Source organism: Micromonospora matsumotoense (assembly GCF_050951065.1).
Lineage (GTDB): Bacteria > Actinomycetota > Actinomycetes > Mycobacteriales > Micromonosporaceae > Micromonospora > Micromonospora matsumotoensis.
This window is the reverse complement of sequence record NZ_CP192025.1, coordinates 5,341,905-5,361,054: the sequence shown is the minus strand read 5'-3', so window position 1 is coordinate 5,361,054 and position 19,150 is coordinate 5,341,905. Positions and strand designations below refer to the sequence as shown.

Genomic DNA, 19,150 nt, shown 5'->3' with positions numbered 1-19,150 from the left:
CCGGCCGGGCCGCCGACTAACCTTGCGGCCATGCGCCTCTCCGCTCGGGTCGACTATGCCCTCCGTGCGGCCGCCGAACTCGCGTCGGTCGCCGATGGCGCGGACTCCGGACGGTCCCGTCCCGTCACCGCCGAGCAGATCGCCCGGTCGCAGGACATCCCACCGAAGTTCCTGGAGAGCATCCTGCTCCAGCTGCGCCGGGGTGGCATCGTGCACGCCCAGCGGGGCCCGGAGGGCGGCTACTGGCTGGCCCGCGCGGCGGCGGAGATCTCCCTCGCCGAGGTGATCCGGGTGATCGACGGTCCGCTCGCCCACGTCCGGGGGCAGCGCCCCGAGCAGCTCGGCTACCACGGCGCGGCGCAGGCGTTGCAGGAGGTCTGGATCGCGTTGCGGGCCAGCGAGCGGGAGATCCTGGAGCAGGTCACCATCGCCGACGTGGCGGCCGGGGTGCTGCCGGGCCGGATCACCGAGCTGGCCGCCGACCCCCGCGCCTGGAGCTGACCCCCGCCAGGAGTCGCTCCCGCGCGTGGAGTTGACCCCGCGTCTGGAGTTGACCCACCGTGGCCCTGCGTCGTCCCATCCACCGATCAGGGGGTTGACCCGGGAGCGTCCGTGCCGCATTGTCGACCAAGTCGATAGGAGATGCCGAATAGTACGGAGGGCTCGTGCGCAAGCTTCTGATCCTCGCCCTGGTCGGGCTGGCTGCGCAGCTCATCGACGGGGCGCTCGGCATGGCGTACGGGCTCACCTCGTCCACCCTGCTGCTCTTCGTCGGCGTCGCACCGGCCGCCGCCTCGGCGTCGGTGCACCTCGCCGAGATCGGCACCACGCTCGCCGCCGGTGTCGCGCACTGGCGGTTCGGCAACGTCGACTGGCGGGTGGTCACCCGGATCGCCCTGCCCGGCGCGGTCGGCGCGTTCCTCGGTGCCACCTTCCTCAGCTCCATCTCCACCGAGAACGCCGCCCCGTGGATGGCCGGGATCCTGTTCGCCCTCGGGGCGTACCTGCTGGTGCGTTTCTCCCGCCCGCTGCGCCAGCGTTCCGGCGCCGGGCGGCTGCGCGGCCGGTTCCTCGGCCCGCTCGGCCTGGTCGCCGGGTTCGTCGACGCCACCGGTGGCGGGGGATGGGGTCCGGTGGCCACCCCGGCGCTGCTGGTGTCCGGTCGGATGGAGCCCCGCAAGGTGATCGGCTCGGTGGACACCGCCGAGTTCGTGGTGGCCGGGGCGGCCAGCATCGGCTTCCTGATCGGCCTGGGCAGCGAGGGCTTCCTGCTGCCCACCGTCGCGGCGCTGCTGATCGGTGGCCTGATCGCCGCGCCGGTGGCCGCCTGGCTGGTGCGGATCGTCCCCGCGCAACTGCTGGGCGCCACCATCGGCGGGGTGATCGTGCTGACCAACGCCCGCATCCTGCTGAAGACCAGCGACGCGGGGTCCACCGTCCGTCCCGTTGTCTACGCGCTGCTCGCGGTGGGGTGGGTGGTGGCCCTGACGCTGGCCGTCCGCGCGCTGCGGCGGACCCGCCAGGCCCGCGCCATCGTCGACGCCGCCACCGAAACCGGTGCCACCACCGCCGACGCCGGTGCCACCTCCGCTGGCACGCCGCCGTCGACGGGCACCGCGCCTACCGCCGTCGCCGGGCCCGCCCCGACCGGCACCGCGCCGATGGGCACCGCGCCGATGGGCACCAAGCCGGCCAGCACCAAGCCGGCCAGCACCGCGCCGACCGGCAGCGACCCGGCCGGGGCCGATGACCGGCTGGCCGTCGTCGAGCGCTGACCGGCGACGGGGTACGCCGCCGGCATCGCCCGTCGCGGGCGTCGCGGACCCCGGTCGACCCGGGGCGGGGCGGTGACGGTCACCCGGGGGGCGTGTTGGCCCGGGCGGACCCGCCGGTCGAGGTGACCCCGGCGAGGATGTCCGTGGCCGCCGCCGACAGCAGGTCCCAGGCCCGGTCCACGTGTTCCGGCCCGGTCAGCGGTGCGCCGACGGCCAGGCGCAGGGTGTACCGGCCGTTGACCCGGGTGTGCGTCAGGTGCACCTGTCCGCTGTCGTTGACCCGGGCCAGCAGCGCCGCGCTGGCCTCGTCACCGGCCCGCAGCCGGAACGTGACCAGGGAGAACGGGTGCGGGGCGGCGAGGGCGAACCGGTCGTCGGCGCGTACCCGGGCGGCGAACCGGTCGGCCAGGGCGATCCCGGAGCGCAGGTGCGCGCGCAGCCCCTCGACGCCGTACCAACGCAGGACGAACCAGAGCTTGAGCGCCCGGAACCGGCGGCCCAGCGGGACCTGCCAGTCCCGGTAGTCGATGACGGCCCCGGATTCGCTGGCGGCGTTGCGGAGGAACTCCGGCATGACGGTCAGCGCCTCGATCAGCTCGCCCCGGTCGGCCACCCAGAAGGCGTCGCAGTCGAAGCCGGTGAGCAGCCACTTGTGCGGGTCGAAGCAGTACGAGTCGGCGTGCTCCACCCCGGCGTGCGACCAGCGCAGCTCGGGGCAGAGCGCCGCCGCCCCGGCGTACGCCGCGTCGACGTGCAGCCAGATGCCGTACTCGGCGCAGATCGCGCCGATCTCCGGCAGCGGGTCGACGGCGGTGGTGGAGGTGGTCCCGATGGTCGCCACCACGATGGCCGGCACCTCTCCGTTTGCCAGGTCCGCCTCGATCGCCGCCCGCAGTGCCGCCGGACGCATCGCCTGGGTCTCCGGGTCCACCTCGATGGTGCGGACGCCCTGCCCGCCGAGGCCGGCGATGCGGGCCGCCTTCTCGATCGAGGAGTGCCCGTGCGTGGAGGTGTACGCCCGGTACCGGCGGTCGACGCCCGCCTCCCGCCAGCGGCCCCCGCTGGCCCGGTGCAGGGCGGCCAGGGTGGCGACCAGGGTCGCCGAGGAGGCCGAGTCCTGGATGACGCCACCACCGGCGCCGGTGGAGCGGAACCTCGCGGGCAGGTCCATCAGCTCGACCAGCCAGTCCAGCACCACCGTCTCCAGTTCGGTGCCGGCCGGGTTGGTGGCCCAGAGCATGCCCTGGGCGCCGAGACCCGAGCTGACCAGGTCGGCCAGCACGCTGGGGCCGCTGGTGTTGGCCGGGAAGTAGCCGAAGAAGCCGGGGTGCTGCCAGTGGGTGACCCGGGGCACGATGATCTCGTCCAGGTCGGCGAGCATCGCCGCGACCGGCTCGCCGTGCGCGGGCGGGGTGGTCGGCAGGGCGGCGGTGACCGTGCCGGGCGGGTCCCGGGGGACCACCGGGCGCTGATCCAGCGTCCGCCAGTAGTCGGCGACCCAGTCGACCACCGCGTACCCGGCGCGGCGGAACTCCTCGGGGTCCATGTGCTCAGCCATGGGCCGAGTCGATCAGGTGGGCCGGCCGGGAGCAAGAGCGGGTACGGGTTGTGCGGGTGGAAAGCGTTGTCCTACGATCCGACTGCGCGGAGTCGAACCATGGATGTCGATACAAGGCGTCCGTCACCACCGTCAGTACGGCGCGCCATCCCGCCGGCCCGGGCAGGCCGGCGTCGGCACCGTGCGCTGACCTCCGCGAAAGGCGTTTCCGTGCACCTGAGCCCACCCCGTCGCCGCGCCGCGTTACTCGCCGCCGCCGCGGCCACCACCCTCGCCGCCGGCACCCTCACCGCCGTGACGGCCTCGGCCGCCGCCGCCGGTTGCCGGGCCGACTACAAGATCAGTAGCCAGTGGGGCGGCGGCTTCGGCGCCGACGTCCTGGTCACCAACCTCGGCGACCCGATCAACGGCTGGACGCTGACCTGGTCCTACACCGCCGGTCAGCAGGTCGCCCAGGCGTGGAACGCCACGGTCACCCAGTCCGGTGCGCAGGTCAGCGCCAAGGACGCCGGCTACAACGCCGCGCTCGGCACCAACGGCACCGCGAGCTTCGGCTTCAACGCGTCGTGGAACAACGCCAGCAACCCGACGCCGGCCAGCTTCGTGCTCAACGGCACCACCTGCACCGGCGACACCGCGCCGACCACCGCACCCCCGACGACCGCGCCGCCGACCACGGCACCGCCCACCACCGCACCCCCGACCACCCCACCCCCGACGACACCACCGCCGACCACGCCCCCGCCGACCAACCCGCCGGCCGGGGCCAAGCAGCTGGAGAACCTCGACCGGGGACTGATCAGCGTGCGCTCCGGCAACGGGAACCTGGTCTCCTGGCGGCTGCTCGGCACCGAGACCTCCGGGGTGTCGTTCAATCTCTACCGGGGCTCCACCAAGGTCAACGCGTCGCCGGTCACCGGGGCCACCAACTACCTGGACAGCGGGGCGGCGGCCGGTTCGGCGTACACGGTGCGGGCCGTGGTGAACGGCACGGAGCAGGCGGCGTCCGCGCCCGCGCTCCAGTTCGCCAACGGCTACCTGGACGTGCCGATCCAGCCGCCGGCCGGTGGCAGCACCCCGAGCGGGGAGGCTTACAGCTACTCGGCCAACGACGCGAGCGTCGGCGATCTCGACGGTGACGGCGACTACGAGATCGTGCTCAAGTGGGACCCGTCCAACGCCAAGGACAACAGTCAGTCCGGCTACACCGGCAACGTCTACGTCGACGCGTACACCCTGACCGGCAGTCGGTTGTGGCGCATCGACCTGGGCCGCAACATCCGGGCGGGCGCCCACTACACCCAGTTCCAGGTGTACGACTACGACGGTGACGGCAAGGCCGAGGTGGCCATGAAGACCGCCGACGGCACCCGCTCCGGCACCGGCCAGCTGATCGGCTCGTCGTCGGCGGACTACCGCAACTCCAGTGGCTACGTGCTGTCCGGCCCGGAGTACCTGACCATGTTCAACGGGCAGACCGGCGCCATCGCCTCCACCGTCAACTACGACCCGCCGCGCGGCACCGTCTCCTCCTGGGGCGACTCGTACGGCAACCGGGTCGACCGGTTCCTCGCCGGCACCGCCTACCTGGACGGGCAGCGACCGTCCCTGATCATGGCGCGCGGCTACTACACCCGCGCGGTGATCGCCGCCTGGGACTTCCGCAACGGCACGCTGACCAAGCGGTGGACGTTCGACTCCAACGCCTCCGGCAACTCGGCCGCCGCCGGCCAGGGCAACCACCAGCTCTCCGTCGCCGACGTCGATGCCGACGGCCGGCAGGAGATCGTGTACGGCGCGGCCACCATCGACGACAACGGCCGGCTGCTCTATTCCACCGGCAACGGCCACGGTGACGCCCTGCACGTCGGTGACCTGGACCCGAGCCGGGCCGGCCTGGAGGTCTTCAAGGTCGACGAGGACGCCAGCAAGCCCAGCTCGTGGTTCGCCGACGCGCGTACCGGTCAGATCATCTGGAAGACCGCGGCCTCCGGTGACAACGGTCGGGGTGTCTCGGGTGACATCTGGGCCGGCAGTCCGGGTGCCGAGTCGTGGTCGTCGGCGGTCGACGGCCTGGCCAACACCCGGGGGCAGAACATCGGCCGCAAGCCGTCGTCGGCGAACTTCCTCGCCTGGTGGGACGGCGACCCGGTGCGGGAACTCCTCGACGGCACCAAGATCGACAAGTACGGCACGGGTGGCGAGACCCGGCTGCTCACCGGCAGCGACGTCGCCTCCAACAACAGCACCAAGTCCACCCCGGCGCTCTCCGGCGACATCCTCGGCGACTGGCGCGAGGAGGTGATCTGGCGGACCGGCGACAGCCGGTCGCTGCGGGTCTACAGCACCCCGACCCAGACCAGCACCCGGATCTACACGCTGATGCACGACCCGCAGTACCGCGCGGCGATCGCCTGGCAGAACACCGCCTACAACCAGCCGCCGCACCCGGGCTTCTTCATCGGCGACGGCATGTCCACCCCGCCCACGCCCAACATCTACCTGCGCTGACCGACCCGGACCGCACCCGCCCCGACCAGGGTGGCTGCGGTCGGGGCCGAAAACGCAGGCACCGGGTCGCCAGCCGCGGAATCCGCTCAGCTGGCGACCCGGTGCACCACACCGCAGCACCCCCGACCCGTCCCGACCGGGAGTGCCGTACCACCACCGGTCATAAAGTTAGAGGTCTTGCGCGACGGTGGGGTGACGTGGCTATGAAGAGCGTGTTTCAGACGCTCCGGGAGAGCCCACCGGCGACCTTCCCGGCCACCAGCTCGAAGGAGCGCACCCGGTCGACCACGTCGTACACCATCGTGGTGAGCATCAGCTCGTTCGCGCCGGTGCGGGCCAGCAGCTCGGACAGCTGCCGACGGACCGTCTCCGGCGAACCCATCGCCTGACCGTCGCGGCGCTGCCGGACGAACTCCCGCTCGATCTCGTTGTACGGATACCCGGCGGCATCCTCGGGGCTGGCCAGCGGCTCCGGCCGCCCCGACCGCAGCTTGAGGAACGACAGCGCGCTCGGCCCGGACAACCACTCGGCCCGCTCGTCGGTGTCGGCGCAGACCACGTTCACCGCCACCATCGCGTACGGCTCGCTCAGCCAACGCGACGGCCGGAAGTGCTGCCGGTAGAGCTGGAGCGCGGGCAGGGTGTGCTGCGCGCTGAAGTGGTGCGCGAACGAGAACGGCAATCCGAGCAGCCCGGCGAGCTGGGCGCTGAACCCGCTGGAGCCGAGCAACCAGACGGCGGGGGACTGGCCCAGCCCCGGGGTGGCGGTGATCGCCCCCGGGTCGTCGCCGCTGAAGTAGTTCATCAGGTCGGCCAGCTCCCGGGGGAAGCCCTCCGCCGACAGCCCCTCCATGGTGCGGCGCAACGCCAGCGCGGTCCGCTGGTCGGTGCCCGGGGCCCGACCGATGCCGAGGTCGATCCGGCCCGGGTGCAGCGCCTCCAGGGTGCCGAACTGTTCGGCGACGACCAGCGGCGCGTGGTTGGGCAGCATCACCCCGCCCGAGCCCAGCCGGATCGTGGTGGTGTGCGCCGCCAGGTGGGCGAGCAGCACCGCCGGTGCGGAGCTGGCGATCGCCGGCATGTTGTGGTGCTCGGCCACCCAGAACCGGCGGTAGCCCAGCTCCTCGGTCCGGCGGGCCAGCTCGGTGGTGTGCCCGAGCGCCTCGGAGGCGGTGGCCCCGGCGGCGACCGGAGCAAGATCAAGAACAGACATCGGTACGTCGATCACGTCACTGCCCAACCCGCCCCGCGCCGGATTTGTTCCCTGGTCGCGGAGACCGACCGGCTGCTCGGTGCTGCCCCGGGTGGGTTCCTCCGGGCCGTTGCCACGCCATGATCAGGAAGATCTGTCGGCACCGTACGATGCAGGTGGATGAACACGCGCGCGCTGCCGAACTGCCCGTATCATCGAGGTGCCGGGAGCGGGATTCGAACCCGCAAGCCCTTTCGGGCAGAAGTGTTTGAGACTTCCGTGTATGCCATTCCACCATCCCGGCGTCACCCCGCGGGGCGCGTGGCTCACTGTACCCGACTAGGCTCTTGCGGGAGTATGGGCGGTAGCTGTGCCGAGATCGATGGTGGGGGTAGGGCTGGTGGCCGAGACGCAGACGGATTCCGAGCGCAGGCGGGTACTGATCGCCGAGGATGAGGCGCTCATCCGACTGGACCTGGCCGAGATGCTGGTCGAGGAGGGCTATGAGGTCGTCGGCGAGGCCGGCGACGGCGAAACCGCCGTCCGGTTGGCCGAGGAACTCAAGCCCGATCTCGTCATCCTCGACATCAAGATGCCGATCATGGATGGGCTGGCGGCCGCCGAGCGGATCGCCGGCGCCCGGATCGCCCCGGTGATCATCCTGACCGCGTTCAGCCAGCGTGACCTGGTGGAGCGGGCGCGCGCCGCGGGCGCGATGGCATACCTGGTGAAGCCGTTCCAGAAGAGCGACCTGGTGCCGGCGGTCGAGATCGCCCTCTCCCGCTACTCCGAGATCGCCGCCCTGGAGTCGGAGGTGGCCGGCCTCACCGACCGGCTGGAGATCCGCAAGACGGTCGAACGCGCCAAGGGCGCGCTGATGACGACGTACGGGATGACCGAGCCGCAGGCGTTCAAGTGGATCCAGCGCACCGCGATGGACCACCGGATGACCATGAAGGAGGTCGCCGAGCGGATCCTCGCCGAGACCGCCGGTGGCGAGATCGCCGAGCAGCCCACCACCTGACCGGGCGTCCGCAGGTTCCGGAGCCCACCCGTCGGTGGCTAGCATCGATGGATGGCCCCTCGGTGGATCTTCGCGGTGCTGGGTGTTCTCACCGTGGCGACGGCCGCCTGTGACCCGGTGCCCCCACCCGGCGGTGACGAGGCCCCGGTCCTCCCGGCGTGGCATCCGCTGACCCTGCCGACACCGCCGGGTCCGCCCGGCCGCATGCTGCTGCGCGACGCGACGGCCTGCGCGGGTCGTTGGTACGCCATCGGCGGCGTCGCGGATGCCGACGGCGGCACCCGACCGGCCGCCTGGACCAGCCTGGACGGTGCGACCTGGAGCGTCGTGCCGATCGCCGCGGAGTCCTTCTACGGCAGGCAGAACGTGCTCTACGCGGCCGGCTGCCGGGACGGCGAGTTGGCGGCGGTCGGTGCCAAGACCGGTGGGGCGCACGGCAATCCGCGGGTGAGCACCTGGCGGCAGCGCGCAGACGGCGGCCTGGTCGAGGTCTCGGCGTCGTTCGAGACGTACGGCGGTCCGAAGGCGGTCAATGTGTCCCGCCTGGCGGGCGGCCCGGCGGGCTGGCTGGTCGTCGGCAACCGGTCCAGCGGCGCGGCGGCCTGGGTGTCCCCGGACGCGGCGGACTTCGCGCTGGTGGAAGGGGTGCCGGAACTGGCCAGTGACGGCCGCGGGATCAGCTGGGCCTTCGACGCGGTGGGCGTGCCCGGTGGCTGGCTGGCGGTCGGCGGCGTGCTGCCGGCTGGTCGCATCGATCGTGACCCGGTCGCCTGGTCGTCGGCGGATGGCCGCAGTTGGCGACGGACGTCGCTGTCCGGAACGGACCGCTACGAGGAGTTGCAGCGGGTGGCGCTGATCGACGACGCGGTGGTGGCGGTCGGGTTGCGCGGTACGGCGTTCGGCGCGTGGCGTCGTGACGGCGACCGATGGGTGGCCGTCGGCGGGTTCGGCGGGACCGCCCCCTCGAAGGTCCCGTCGGTGGACGGCCTGGTGGCGGCGGACGGCCGGCTGGTGGCGGCGATTTCGGACGGGGCGTCCCGTTCGGTCTGGACGTCCGCCGACCGGGGCGGCTCCTGGCAGCGGATGGAGCTACCCGGACCGGTGCCGGCGGGTGCGGACCGGGACGTCGCGGTGGTGGCGGTGGGGCGGCGACTGTGGATCTTCGCCGACGACGGTGTGCGCCCGACGGTGTGGTCGGCGGAAATGCCCGTAGATGGCAGGGTCCAGCGCCGGGACGAGCGGCCGAGGTAGGGCTCCAAGGACCAGTCAGGGGCCGACCTGTTACGGGCTCCTGGCCGATCGCGCACGTCTTCGTAACGGTTTCGCAGACCACGGGTCAAGGTCTTCCCCGGTCGAATGAGTGTCGGTACGCTCCGCCATCACGAGCCGTAATGCAGGGGGCGTTCCTGCTGGGTGGGTGGTGGTGCGGGCTGTACTCTCGCCGCCCTCCCGGGATGGTCGCCTTCTGCTTTTGGAGGAGGTCAGGAAGCCGTGAGGCGTAGCTATGTACGGGCACTGGGGGCCGCCGCGCTTGCCGTGGCGATGGTCGGTGCCGCAGGTTGCCAGGACACGGGCGGCGGCGAGACCACCGGGTCCGGCGACTGTGGTGGCAAGATCGCTATCTTCGGCGCATTCACCGGTGACAACGCGGGCCTCGTCCTGCCGTCGCTGAACGGTGCGAAGCTCGCCGTGAAGCAGTTCAACGAGAAGAACTCGGACTGCAAGGTCACCCTGCAGGAGTTCGACACCCAGGGCGACCCGGCCGTGGCGACCCCGTTCGCGAACCAGATCGCCGGTGACAACTCGTTCCTCGGTGTGATCGGCGGCCACTTCTCCGGCGAGTCCGACGCCACCATGCCGATCTACCAGGCTGCCGGCCTGGCCATGATCAGCCCTTCGGCGACCCGGGCTGACCTGACCCAGAAGGGCAACAAGTCCTTCTTCCGGGTGGTCGGCAACGACGGCACCCAGGCGGGGGCCGTGGCCACCTACCTGAAGTCGCAGAGCGCGGCGAAGGTCTTCACCATCGACGACGGCAGCGCGTACGGCGCGGGCATCACTGCGGAGCTGGCCAAGAACATCGGCCCGACGCTGGCCGGCACCGACAAGATCCAGGAGAAGCAGGCGCAGTTCGACGCCACCATCTCCAAGATCAAGGCGGCGAAGGCGGACTTCGTCTTCTACGGCGGGTACACCCGCGAGGCGGCCCCGCTGGTGAAGCAGATGCGTGCGGCCGGTATCCAGGCCAAGTTCGTCGGCCCGGACGGTCTCTACGACCCGGCGTTCCCGAAGGGTGCCTCCGGCGGCGCCGAGGGCGCGATCATCACCTGCCCCTGCCTCCCGGCCGACAAGGCGGGCGGCACCTTCTCCGCCGACTACCAGAAGGAGTTCGGCCAGGCGCCGGGCTCCTACGGTGCGGAGGGCTTCGACGGCGCCCAGATCTACCTGGACGCCTTCAAGGACGGCAAGAAGACCCGGGCCGACATCCTGGCCTACGTGAAGGCGTACGACAAGCAGGGCGTCTCGAAGTACATCAAGTTCGACGACAAGGGTGACGTCGACCCGTCGAAGGTCGTCATCTGGGCGTACCAGATCAAGGGCGAGGAAATCAGCGCCCTGCAGGAGCTCAAGCTCAGCTGACGACACAGCAGGGGGTGCGGCCGGGGCGTGGTCCCCGGCCGCACTCGATGCAAGGAGACCCCGTGCATTTCGATGAACTGATCGGACACCTCGGCCAGCACACCGTGGACGGCCTGTCCAAGGGTGCCATCTACGCCCTGATCGCCCTCGGCTACACCCTCGTCTACGGCGTCCTGCGCCTGATCAACTTTGCCCATTCCGAGGTCTTCATGGTCGGCACCTTCGCGGTGCTGGGCCTGTGGACCGCGTTCGGGGTGAAGAACAACCCGCCGATCGGCCAGGCGGTGCTCTTCTTGGTGCTCGGCCTCATCGCCGCAGCGATAGCGTCCGGTGGTACCGCCCTGGCGATCGAGCGGATCGCCTACCGTCCGCTGCGCCGTAAGAACGCGCCACCGCTGATCTTCCTGATCACCGCGATCGGCATCTCGCTGGTGCTGGTCGAGGTCTTCGGTCTGCTGCTGCCGGACATGGCGGGCGGCGCGTTGCCGACCCTGTTCGGCCGGGCCCGGCAGATCGTCGGCATGCCGACGATCATCCAGCAGGAGACGCTCCTGCAGATCGGCAACACCGCGATCACCAACATCCAGCTGATCGTCTTCGTGTCGGCCGTGGTGATGATGGCCCTCCTGGACTGGTTCATCAACCGCACCCGGTACGGCCGAGGCGTGCGCGCGGTGGCGCAGAACCCGGAGACCGCCGCGCTGATGGGCGTCAACCAGGAGCGCGTGATCATGTTGATCTTCATGCTCGGTGGCATCATGGCCGGTGCGGCCGCGCTGCTGTGGAGCATGCGGTTCGGCTTCACCCAGAACAGCATCGGCTTCGTACTCGGTCTCAAGGCCTTCACGGCCGCGGTGCTCGGCGGCATCGGCAACCTGCGGGGTGCCCTGGTGGGCGGCCTTTTCCTCGGCATCGTCGAGGTCTACGGCGCGACGCTCTTCGCCTCCAACTGGGAGGACGTCATCGCCTTCGTGGTGCTGATCGTGGTGCTGATGTTCCGCCCGACCGGCCTGTTGGGCGAGTCGCTCGGGAGGGCCCGCGCATGATCGACAAGATTCGTTCCGCAGACCGGCGGAGGGTCAGCCTGCTGACCTCCGTGGGTGACCGGTTCAGGGCGCTGCCGAAATGGCAGCAGGCTGCGGCGATCCTGGCCATGGTGGCGTTCCTGTACTACCTGCCGCTGCTCGGCGTCCCCGGCCTGACCTGGCTGCGGACCGACTCCATCGCGGGCGGCAACAACTGGGCCGGCGTGCTGTTCGTCTGCGCCATCTATGTCCTGGTCGCCATCGGCCTGAATGTGGTGGTCGGCTTGGCCGGCCTGCTCGATCTGGGCTACATCGGGTTCTTCGCCATCGGCGCCTACAGCGTCGCGCTCTTCGGATCAGTCAACTCGCCGGTGGTCAAGTGGATCCAGCAGGAGTTCGACCTGCCGCCGACGTGGGCGGTGACCTGGGCGGTCTGCCTGCTTCTCGCCATCGTGCTCACGCTGATCTCCGGCGTGCTGCTCGGCTGGCCGACGCTGCGCCTGCGCGGTGACTACCTGGCCATCGTGACGCTGGGCTTCGGCGAGATCATCCGGATCGTGGCGCGCAACGCGACCGGTCTGACCAACGGCCCGCAGGGCATCTCGGCCATCCCCGGCCCGGAGGGCCCGCCGTCGGGGGACAACAAGGTCTTCGGCCTGATCGACGCGAAGCCCTGGTACTGGCTCGCGATCACGATGGTGCTGCTGATGGTCTTCCTGGTCCGCCGGCTGGAGCACAGCCGGGTGGGCAGGGCCTGGCTGGCGGTGCGTGAGGACGAGGACGCTGCGGCGGTGATGGGGGTCTACCCGTTCAAGGCCAAGCTCTGGGCCTTCGCCATCGGCGCGGCACTGGGCGGCCTGTCAGGGTTCCTCTTCGGCAGCCGGAACGCGTTCATCGACCCGACCCAGTTCAACGCGAACCTCTCCATCCTCTTCGTCGCCATGGTCGTCGTCGGTGGATCGGGGAACATGATCGGTGTCTCGCTCGGCGCGGTGTTGCTGGCCTACCTACCGGAGCGGTTCCGGGAGGTCGCCGACTACCGGTGGCTGGCCTTCGGTCTCGCCATGGTGCTGGTGATGATCCTGCGTCCGCAGGGCCTCATCCCGAGCCGACGGCGGGCCCGTGAGTTGAAGGATCGCGCGGCGGCTGCAGAGGAGGCGCCCGCTCATGTCTGACCAGATGACCACCACGACGCCGAAGATTCCGGCCCAGCCCGGCCCGAAGCCGGTGCTGCTCGAGGTCGACGAGGTCACGCTCCGCTTCGGTGGAGTGGTGGCCCTCGACAAGATCAATTTCAAGATCTACGAGGGAGAGATCCTCGGGCTCATCGGTCCGAACGGCGCGGGTAAGACCACCAGTTTCAACGTGATGACCGGCGTCTACCGGCCCACCTCCGGGGCGGTTCGCTTCCAGGGTGAGAAGGTGACCGGCCGCAAGCCGCACCAGATCAGCCGGATGGGCATCTCCCGCACCTTCCAGAACATCCGGCTCTTCCCGGAGATGACGGCGCTGGAGAACGTCATGGTCGGGACCGACTCCCGGCACAAGACCAGCGTGCCGGGTGCGCTGTTCCGGCTGTACCGGGTCAAGCCGAAGCCGGAGGAGCTGCCGAAGGTCACCGCCACGTCCGGGATCGTCCGGACCTGGCAGGAGATCCGCCGGACCTGCGCGAAGACGTTCGGGTTGTCCCGGCACATCCTTGAGGAGCGGGCTGCCGAGGCGAAGTCGCTGGAGCTGCTGCGGTTCGTCGGCATCGCCGACCGGGCCAACGACGAGGCGCGCAACCTGCCGTACGGCTATCAGCGTCGGCTGGAGATCGCCCGGGCCCTCGCGACCGAGCCGAAGCTGATCTGCCTGGACGAGCCGGCCGCCGGCTTCAACCCGGCAGAGAAGGAGGACCTGCTCTCCCTGATCCGCAAGATCCGTGACATGGGGCTGACCGTGCTGCTGATCGAGCACGACATGCGCCTGGTCATGGGGGTCACCGACCGGATCGTGGTGCTGGAGTTCGGCCGGAAGATCGCCGAGGGTGCGCCAGCCGAAGTCAGTCGAGACCCGCGGGTGATCGCCGCGTATCTGGGGGAGCCCGCCGATGGCGCTGCTTGAGCTGGACAACGTAAGCGTGTCGTACGGGCGCATCGAGGCCCTGCACGGCATCAGCCTGACCGTCACCGAGGGTGAGGTGGTGGCGTTGATCGGTGCAAATGGCGCGGGCAAGACCACCACCATGCGGGCCATCTCCGGTATCCGGACCCTGTCACAGGGCCGGATCTCCTTCAACGGCGAGGACATCAGCAAGCTCCGGGCCGACCTGCGGGTGGTCCGGGGACTGTGCCAGTCGCCCGAGGGCCGGCAGATCTTCCCCGGCATGACGGTGATGGAGAACCTGGACATGGGGGCGTACACCCGGCGGGACTCCGCCGGCATCGCCGCCGACCTGGACCGGGTGCTCACCCTCTTTCCCCGGCTGGCCGAGCGGCGCAAGCAGGCCGGCGGCACGCTCTCCGGCGGAGAGCAGCAGATGCTGGCCGTCGGTCGGGCGCTGATGAGCCGCCCGAAGCTGCTCCTGCTCGACGAGCCGTCGATGGGTCTGGCGCCGATGGTCATCCGACAGATCTTCGACATCATCACGGAGATCAACCAGCAGCAGGGCATCACCATCCTGTTGGTGGAGCAGAACGCCCAGCAGGCGCTCTCCAGGGCCCACCGGGGTTACGTGCTGGAGACCGGCCGGATCGTGAAGGAGGGGTCCGGCCAGGACCTGCTCACCGACCCGGCGGTCAAGGAGGCGTACCTCGGCGTGTCCTGACCGCACCAGGCGCGAACGAACCGGCCGGCGAGTCACTCGCCGGCCGGTTCGTTCGTGTGCACCGAGCGGCGGCCGCCGGCCCCGGCGTCGAGTCGGCGCGAAGGTGAGCAGGATCAGTTCATGAAGCCCCAGGAAGTACCGGCCGTGGCCAAGGCCGACATCGCAATGGTTCTCGCAATTTTCCGCATGGCTCTCCGTTGTCTCCCCTTCCAGGTTCGCTGTTCTTCGCCCATGCCTGCTGCCTTTCGGCTTCTCCGGACCTGCCTATCGAGGCTTCTGTATTCCCCGAGCCGGTCGGCGCGTTGACGGCCACCTCATGGTTCGGCTGACCGGAAGATGGGTACGCGTTGAGCCACGACCGTTCGACGCGCCATTCGGTATGCTCCGGAAATAGCGTGGCAGCGCATGGTGGCATCGCCCTTCCTGTGTTTGCCCGCAACGCAGGAAGGGCGATGCTGTTGAAGGTGGGGTGTAGGCCAGCCGCTATTTCTGCCGGGCCCGCTTCAGTTCATGTGCCCGCGTAGCCGGTAGAAGTTCCGCGGGGCGACGCTGTCCCGTTCAGCGGTGCAGGTGCACGTTTGGTGCTGCCCGGTCAGCTTGCGACCGTGGCCGGTGGCCTGGCGGTCGGACAGGACTTGTTGCAGCCCGCTGGCCACCCAGACCCCGGCGAATGCCGGGCTTGCCGCAGGTGTGACACCTGCCGTCGCGATAACAGTGGCCGTACTCAATCGCTGCACAAGTGTCCTCCACTGGATCTGCTTGTCACAGCGATGCTGGCATCGAAGATCCTTGTCAACCCTTGAAGTCGGTGACGAGGTGTGCGGGGCGCGGCAATCCTGTTCACGTAGTCGGATTTCCGCTGGTCACGGCATCGGTGAAGTCGGTGGGGCGGTGCATCACGGCTGGCGGTCGACGTCGAGGCCCGGCCGCTGATGCGGTGTTACCCATCGGGGGCGTCGCGGAGCGTGGCGAACAAACGGTGGTCCTTTTCCGGTCCGGGCTTGAGGGCATTCTCGCCCGGCGCTATTTCGCACACCTGGTGGAGGCGGTTGTCGATATGCTGTTCTGCGTCCGGGCGGGATGCCGAGGGTCTACTCGGTGGGCGGGAGGGGTCTGCGGGTTGTCGCGCGTTCGCCGGGCTGGTTCGGTCCGGGGCGGTCAGTCGTTCCGCGACCCGGTGCTGGTGCGCAAGCACTGTCGGCCTGCCGTACTAGAGTCGCTGCCGTGACAGCTACGACGCCGCGCCTGCTTCTCGTCGACGGACACTCCCTGGCATACCGGGCGTTCTTCGCTCTGCCGGTGGAGAACTTCTCCACCACGACCGGGCAGCCGACCAACGCGGTCTACGGCTTCACCTCGATGCTGATCAACGTGCTCCGCGACGAGCAGCCGACCCACATCGTGGTCGCCTTCGACGTGTCCCGGCACTCCTTCCGCACCGAGAAGTACGCGGAGTACAAGGCCGGCCGCAGCGAGACCCCGTCCGACTTCAAGGGTCAGGTCAGCCTGGTCAAGGAGGTCCTCGACGCGCTGCGCATCCCGGTCGTCGAGCAACCGGGCTACGAGGCCGACGACGTCATCGCCACCCTCGCCTGCCGGGCTCGCGACCAGGGCATGCAGGTGCTGATCAGCACCGGCGACCGGGACGCCTTCCAGCTCGTCGGCGACACCGTGACCGTGCTCTACCCCCGCAAGGGCGTCTCCGACCTGGCCCGGATGGACCCGGCCGCGATCGAGGCGAAGTACGGCGTGGGCCCGCAGCGCTACCGCGACCTGGCCGCGCTGGTCGGCGAGACCAGCGACAACCTGCCCGGCATCCCCGGCGTCGGCCCCAAGACGGCCGCCAAGTGGATCACCACGTACGGCGGGGTCGAGGGCGTGATCGCCCACGCCGACGAGATCAAGGGCAAGGCCGGCGACAGCCTGCGCGAGCGGCTCGCCGACGTGATCCGCAACTACGAGATCAACTGCCTGGTCTCCGACCTGGAGCTGCCGATCCGTCCCGAGGACGCCCGCTGGCAGGGCTGGGACCGGGAGGCCGTGCACCAAGTCTTCGACACCCTCCAGTTCCGCATTCTGCGCGACCGGCTCTACCAGTACCTGGAGGCGGTGGAGCCGGAGGCCGAGGCGGGCTTCGACCTGGCCGCCGAGGTGCTCACCGCGCCCGGCGCGTTGACCGGCTGGCTGGCCACGCACGCCCCGGTCGGCACCCAGGTCGGCGTGGCGGTGAAGACGCCGGCCAAGCCGAAGGAACCCCGCGAGCGTTACGAGCCGCAGCTGGAGGCACTGGCGTTCGCGCTGGCCACCGGTCCGGCGGCTTGGCTCGACCCGACGACGCTGGCCGAGGACGACGAACGCGCCCTGGCCGGCTGGCTGGCCGACCCGCAGCAGCCGAAGGTGCTGCACGACAGCAAGCACGCCCGGCTCGCGTTCGCCGCACGTGGCTGGTCCCTGGCCGGCGTCGCCCGGGACACCGAGGTCGCCGCCTACCTGGCCCGTCCCGACCAGCGCTCCTACGACCTGACCGATCTGGCGCTGCGCTATCTGCACCGCGAGCTGCGGGTCGACGTGCCGGAGACCGGGCAGCTCACCTTCGACGGCCTCGGTGACGACGGCGAGGCCGAGCAGAACCTGATGCTCCAGGCGCGGGCCACCCTCGACCTGGCCGACGCGATCGACGCCGAGCTGTCCCGCGACGGCGAGCAGTCCGCCCGGTTGATGGCCGAGGTGGAGCTGCCGCTGTCCGAGGTGCTCGCCGCGATGCAGCGCGTCGGCATCGGCGCCGACCTGGACTATCTCCAGGAGTTGGAGGCGCACTTCGCGGGCGAGGTGAAGTCCGCCGCGCAGAGCGCGTATGCCGCCGTGGGGCGGGAGTTCAACCTGGGCTCGCCCAAGCAGCTCCAGGAGCTGCTCTTCGGGGAGCTGGGGCTACCGAAGACCAAGAAGATCAAGACCGGCTACACCACCGACGCCGACGCGCTCCAGTGGCTGTACGCGCAGAACCCGCACCCGGTGCTGGAGCACCTGCTGCGGCACCGGGACGTGGCGAAGCTCAAGACCACCGTCGACGGCCTGCTCAAGTCGGTCGCCGACGACGGCCGCATCCACACCACGTTCAAGCAGACCGTGGCGGCCACCGGCCGGCTCTCCTCCACCGACCCGAATCTCCAGAACATCCCGATCCGCACGGAGGAGGGCCGGCGCATCCGCCGGGCCTTCGTGGTGGGCGACGGCTACCAGACGTTGCTCACCGCCGACTACAGCCAGATCGAGATGCGGATCATGGCGCACCTGTCCCTGGACGAGGCGCTGATCGAGGCGTTCAACTCCGGCCACGACTTCCACGCCGCCACCGCGTCCTCGGTCTTCGAGGTCCCGGTCGGCGAGGTCACCGCCGACCAGCGCCGCAAGATCAAGGCGATGAACTACGGCCTGGCGTACGGGCTGAGCGCGTTCGGCCTGTCCCAGCAGCTCGGCATCACCGCCGAGGAGGCCCGAGGGCTGATGGACAACTACTTCGCCGGCTTCGGCGGGGTGCGCGACTACCTGCACGAGGTGGTGGCCCGGGCCCGTCAGGACGGCTACACCTCCACCGTCCTGGGTCGCCGCCGCTACCTGCCCGACCTGGTGAGCGACAACCGGCAGCGCCGGGACATGGCCGAGCGGATGGCGCTCAACGCCCCCATCCAGGGCTCGGCGGCCGACATCATCAAGGTCGCCATGCTGCGCGTCGACACCGCGCTGCGCGACGCCGGGCTGCGGTCCCGGATGCTGCTCCAGGTGCACGACGAGTTGGTCTTCGAGGTCGCCCCCGATGAGCGGGAGGCGTTGGAGGCGCTGGTCCGACAGGAGATGGGTGCCGCGTACCCGCTGTCGGTGCCGCTGGAGGTCTCCGTCGGCGAAGGCCGGGACTGGAACAGCGCCGACCATTAGTCCCGGTGGCCCGGTGGCCCGGTGGCCCGGTGGCCCGGCGGCCGAGGTGGACTGGTCGGTCCGATGGGCTGGTCGGCTGGTCGGCCCGGTGGGCTGGTTGGTCCAGTGCCCGTTGATCCGTAGCCCATCGCCGCCGGTTGGCCCGGTGATCGGCTGTTCGGGGAATGACGGGTCCGGTTCGCGGTTCGGCCCGGTGGTGCCCGCCGCCTGCTGTCCGTCGCGGGTCGGCCGGGGCGCGACGCCGGCGCCCGGGTGTTGACCAGGACGAGGGTGTCCTCCGCCTGTTGTCCGTTGCGGGTCGGCCGAGGCTACGTGCTTCCGGAAGTCGTTATGCCGCGCTGTCATATTCATGCCCCAGCGGTATATCGCTCGCGGTGGTAACCATGTCCGGAGGTGGATCGCGTCGCGGGGGTCCGCACGCGGTGGCGGGATCAGCGGCACGAACACCACATCGCAGGCGGGGTGGCCGGCTGATCCGGCTGTGGACCGGGCTCGGGGTGCCCCTCAGCGGTGTCCACGCGGGTGGACCGGGCTCGGGGTGCCCCTCAGCGGTGTCCACGCGGGTGGGCCGGGGGTGTGCGTCATCCGTCGGCACTCAACGGTGTCCACCACGGGTGGGCGGGGGCGTGGTCCGTCGGCATGTCGGCGGCCTTCCACCACGGACGAGCGGCGTGCGGGTGGTC

General features: G+C 70.4%; 13 protein-coding genes and 1 tRNA gene. 11 read left to right on the top strand and 3 right to left on the bottom strand.

All coding sequences use genetic code 11. The annotated features are described in order from the left end of the window. Nucleotides 1-30 precede the first annotated feature (30 nt). Nucleotides 31-501 (top strand): RrF2 family transcriptional regulator, encoded by a 471-nt coding sequence (locus ACQP1S_RS22585; RefSeq protein WP_091237384.1) that lies wholly within the window; start codon nucleotides 31-33, stop codon nucleotides 499-501. Nucleotides 502-665: 164 nt separating this feature from the next. Next, complete coding sequence (locus ACQP1S_RS22580) at nucleotides 666-1,775, top strand: TSUP family transporter (protein WP_432898856.1); 1,110 nt, start codon at nucleotides 666-668, stop codon at nucleotides 1,773-1,775. Nucleotides 1,776-1,854: 79 nt separating this feature from the next. Here ACQP1S_RS22580 and ACQP1S_RS22575 read toward each other — a convergent pair whose 3' ends face one another. Continuing rightward, complete coding sequence (locus tag ACQP1S_RS22575) at nucleotides 1,855-3,333, bottom strand: pyridoxal-dependent decarboxylase (RefSeq protein WP_432898853.1); 1,479 nt, start codon at nucleotides 3,331-3,333, stop codon at nucleotides 1,855-1,857. A gap of 210 nt (nucleotides 3,334-3,543) precedes the next feature. On the opposite strand from ACQP1S_RS22575, the gene ACQP1S_RS22570 reads away from it, so the two are divergent. Then, entirely contained in the window at nucleotides 3,544-5,844 is a 2,301-nt protein-coding gene (locus ACQP1S_RS22570) for a cellulose binding domain-containing protein (protein WP_432898850.1), read from the top strand. A gap of 217 nt (nucleotides 5,845-6,061) precedes the next feature. Here ACQP1S_RS22570 and ACQP1S_RS22565 read toward each other — a convergent pair whose 3' ends face one another. Both ACQP1S_RS22565 and ACQP1S_RS22560 read right to left on the bottom strand, forming a co-directional pair. Then, nucleotides 6,062-7,057 carry an LLM class flavin-dependent oxidoreductase gene (locus ACQP1S_RS22565; protein WP_176738778.1) on the bottom strand — a complete coding sequence of 332 codons (996 nt, stop codon included), beginning with the start codon at nucleotides 7,055-7,057 and terminating at the stop codon, nucleotides 6,062-6,064. Nucleotides 7,058-7,257: 200 nt separating this feature from the next. Beyond that, a tRNA-Leu gene (locus ACQP1S_RS22560) sits at nucleotides 7,258-7,340 on the bottom strand. A gap of 96 nt (nucleotides 7,341-7,436) precedes the next feature. On the opposite strand from ACQP1S_RS22560, the gene ACQP1S_RS22555 reads away from it, so the two are divergent. The 8 genes from ACQP1S_RS22555 to polA all read left to right on the top strand — a co-directional run bounded on the left by ACQP1S_RS22555 (nucleotide 7,437) and on the right by polA (nucleotide 18,467). Further along, entirely contained in the window at nucleotides 7,437-8,060 is a 624-nt protein-coding gene (locus ACQP1S_RS22555) for an ANTAR domain-containing response regulator (RefSeq protein WP_357890736.1), read from the top strand. Between the two features lie 51 nt (nucleotides 8,061-8,111). Then, on the top strand, nucleotides 8,112-9,311 hold the full coding sequence (locus ACQP1S_RS22550; protein ID WP_432898845.1) for a hypothetical protein: 1,200 nt from the start codon (nucleotides 8,112-8,114) through the stop codon (nucleotides 9,309-9,311). A gap of 240 nt (nucleotides 9,312-9,551) precedes the next feature. Beyond that, nucleotides 9,552-10,700 carry a branched-chain amino acid ABC transporter substrate-binding protein gene (locus ACQP1S_RS22545; RefSeq protein ID WP_432898842.1) on the top strand — a complete coding sequence of 383 codons (1,149 nt, stop codon included), beginning with the start codon at nucleotides 9,552-9,554 and terminating at the stop codon, nucleotides 10,698-10,700. Between the two features lie 62 nt (nucleotides 10,701-10,762). Next, nucleotides 10,763-11,746, top strand: a complete 984-nt coding sequence (locus tag ACQP1S_RS22540) for a branched-chain amino acid ABC transporter permease (RefSeq protein WP_363670918.1) — start codon at nucleotides 10,763-10,765, stop codon at nucleotides 11,744-11,746. Then, nucleotides 11,743-12,900 carry a branched-chain amino acid ABC transporter permease gene (locus ACQP1S_RS22535; RefSeq protein WP_432898838.1) on the top strand — a complete coding sequence of 386 codons (1,158 nt, stop codon included), beginning with the start codon at nucleotides 11,743-11,745 and terminating at the stop codon, nucleotides 12,898-12,900. The genes ACQP1S_RS22540 and ACQP1S_RS22535 overlap by 4 nt, the downstream gene beginning before the upstream one ends. Then, a complete protein-coding gene (locus tag ACQP1S_RS22530) occupies nucleotides 12,893-13,831 on the top strand; it encodes an ABC transporter ATP-binding protein (RefSeq protein ID WP_363670922.1) in 939 nt (312 codons plus the stop codon). Before ACQP1S_RS22535 ends, ACQP1S_RS22530 begins: the two co-directional genes overlap by 8 nt. Next, the gene (locus ACQP1S_RS22525; RefSeq protein ID WP_363670924.1) at nucleotides 13,818-14,534 is read left to right on the top strand and encodes an ABC transporter ATP-binding protein; all 717 of its coding nucleotides are present in this window, start codon (nucleotides 13,818-13,820) and stop codon (nucleotides 14,532-14,534) included. The genes ACQP1S_RS22530 and ACQP1S_RS22525 overlap by 14 nt, the downstream gene beginning before the upstream one ends. A gap of 1,224 nt (nucleotides 14,535-15,758) precedes the next feature. After that, a complete protein-coding gene (polA, locus tag ACQP1S_RS22520) occupies nucleotides 15,759-18,467 on the top strand; it encodes a DNA polymerase I (protein ID WP_432898833.1) in 2,709 nt (902 codons plus the stop codon). Nucleotides 18,468-19,150 lie beyond the last annotated feature (683 nt).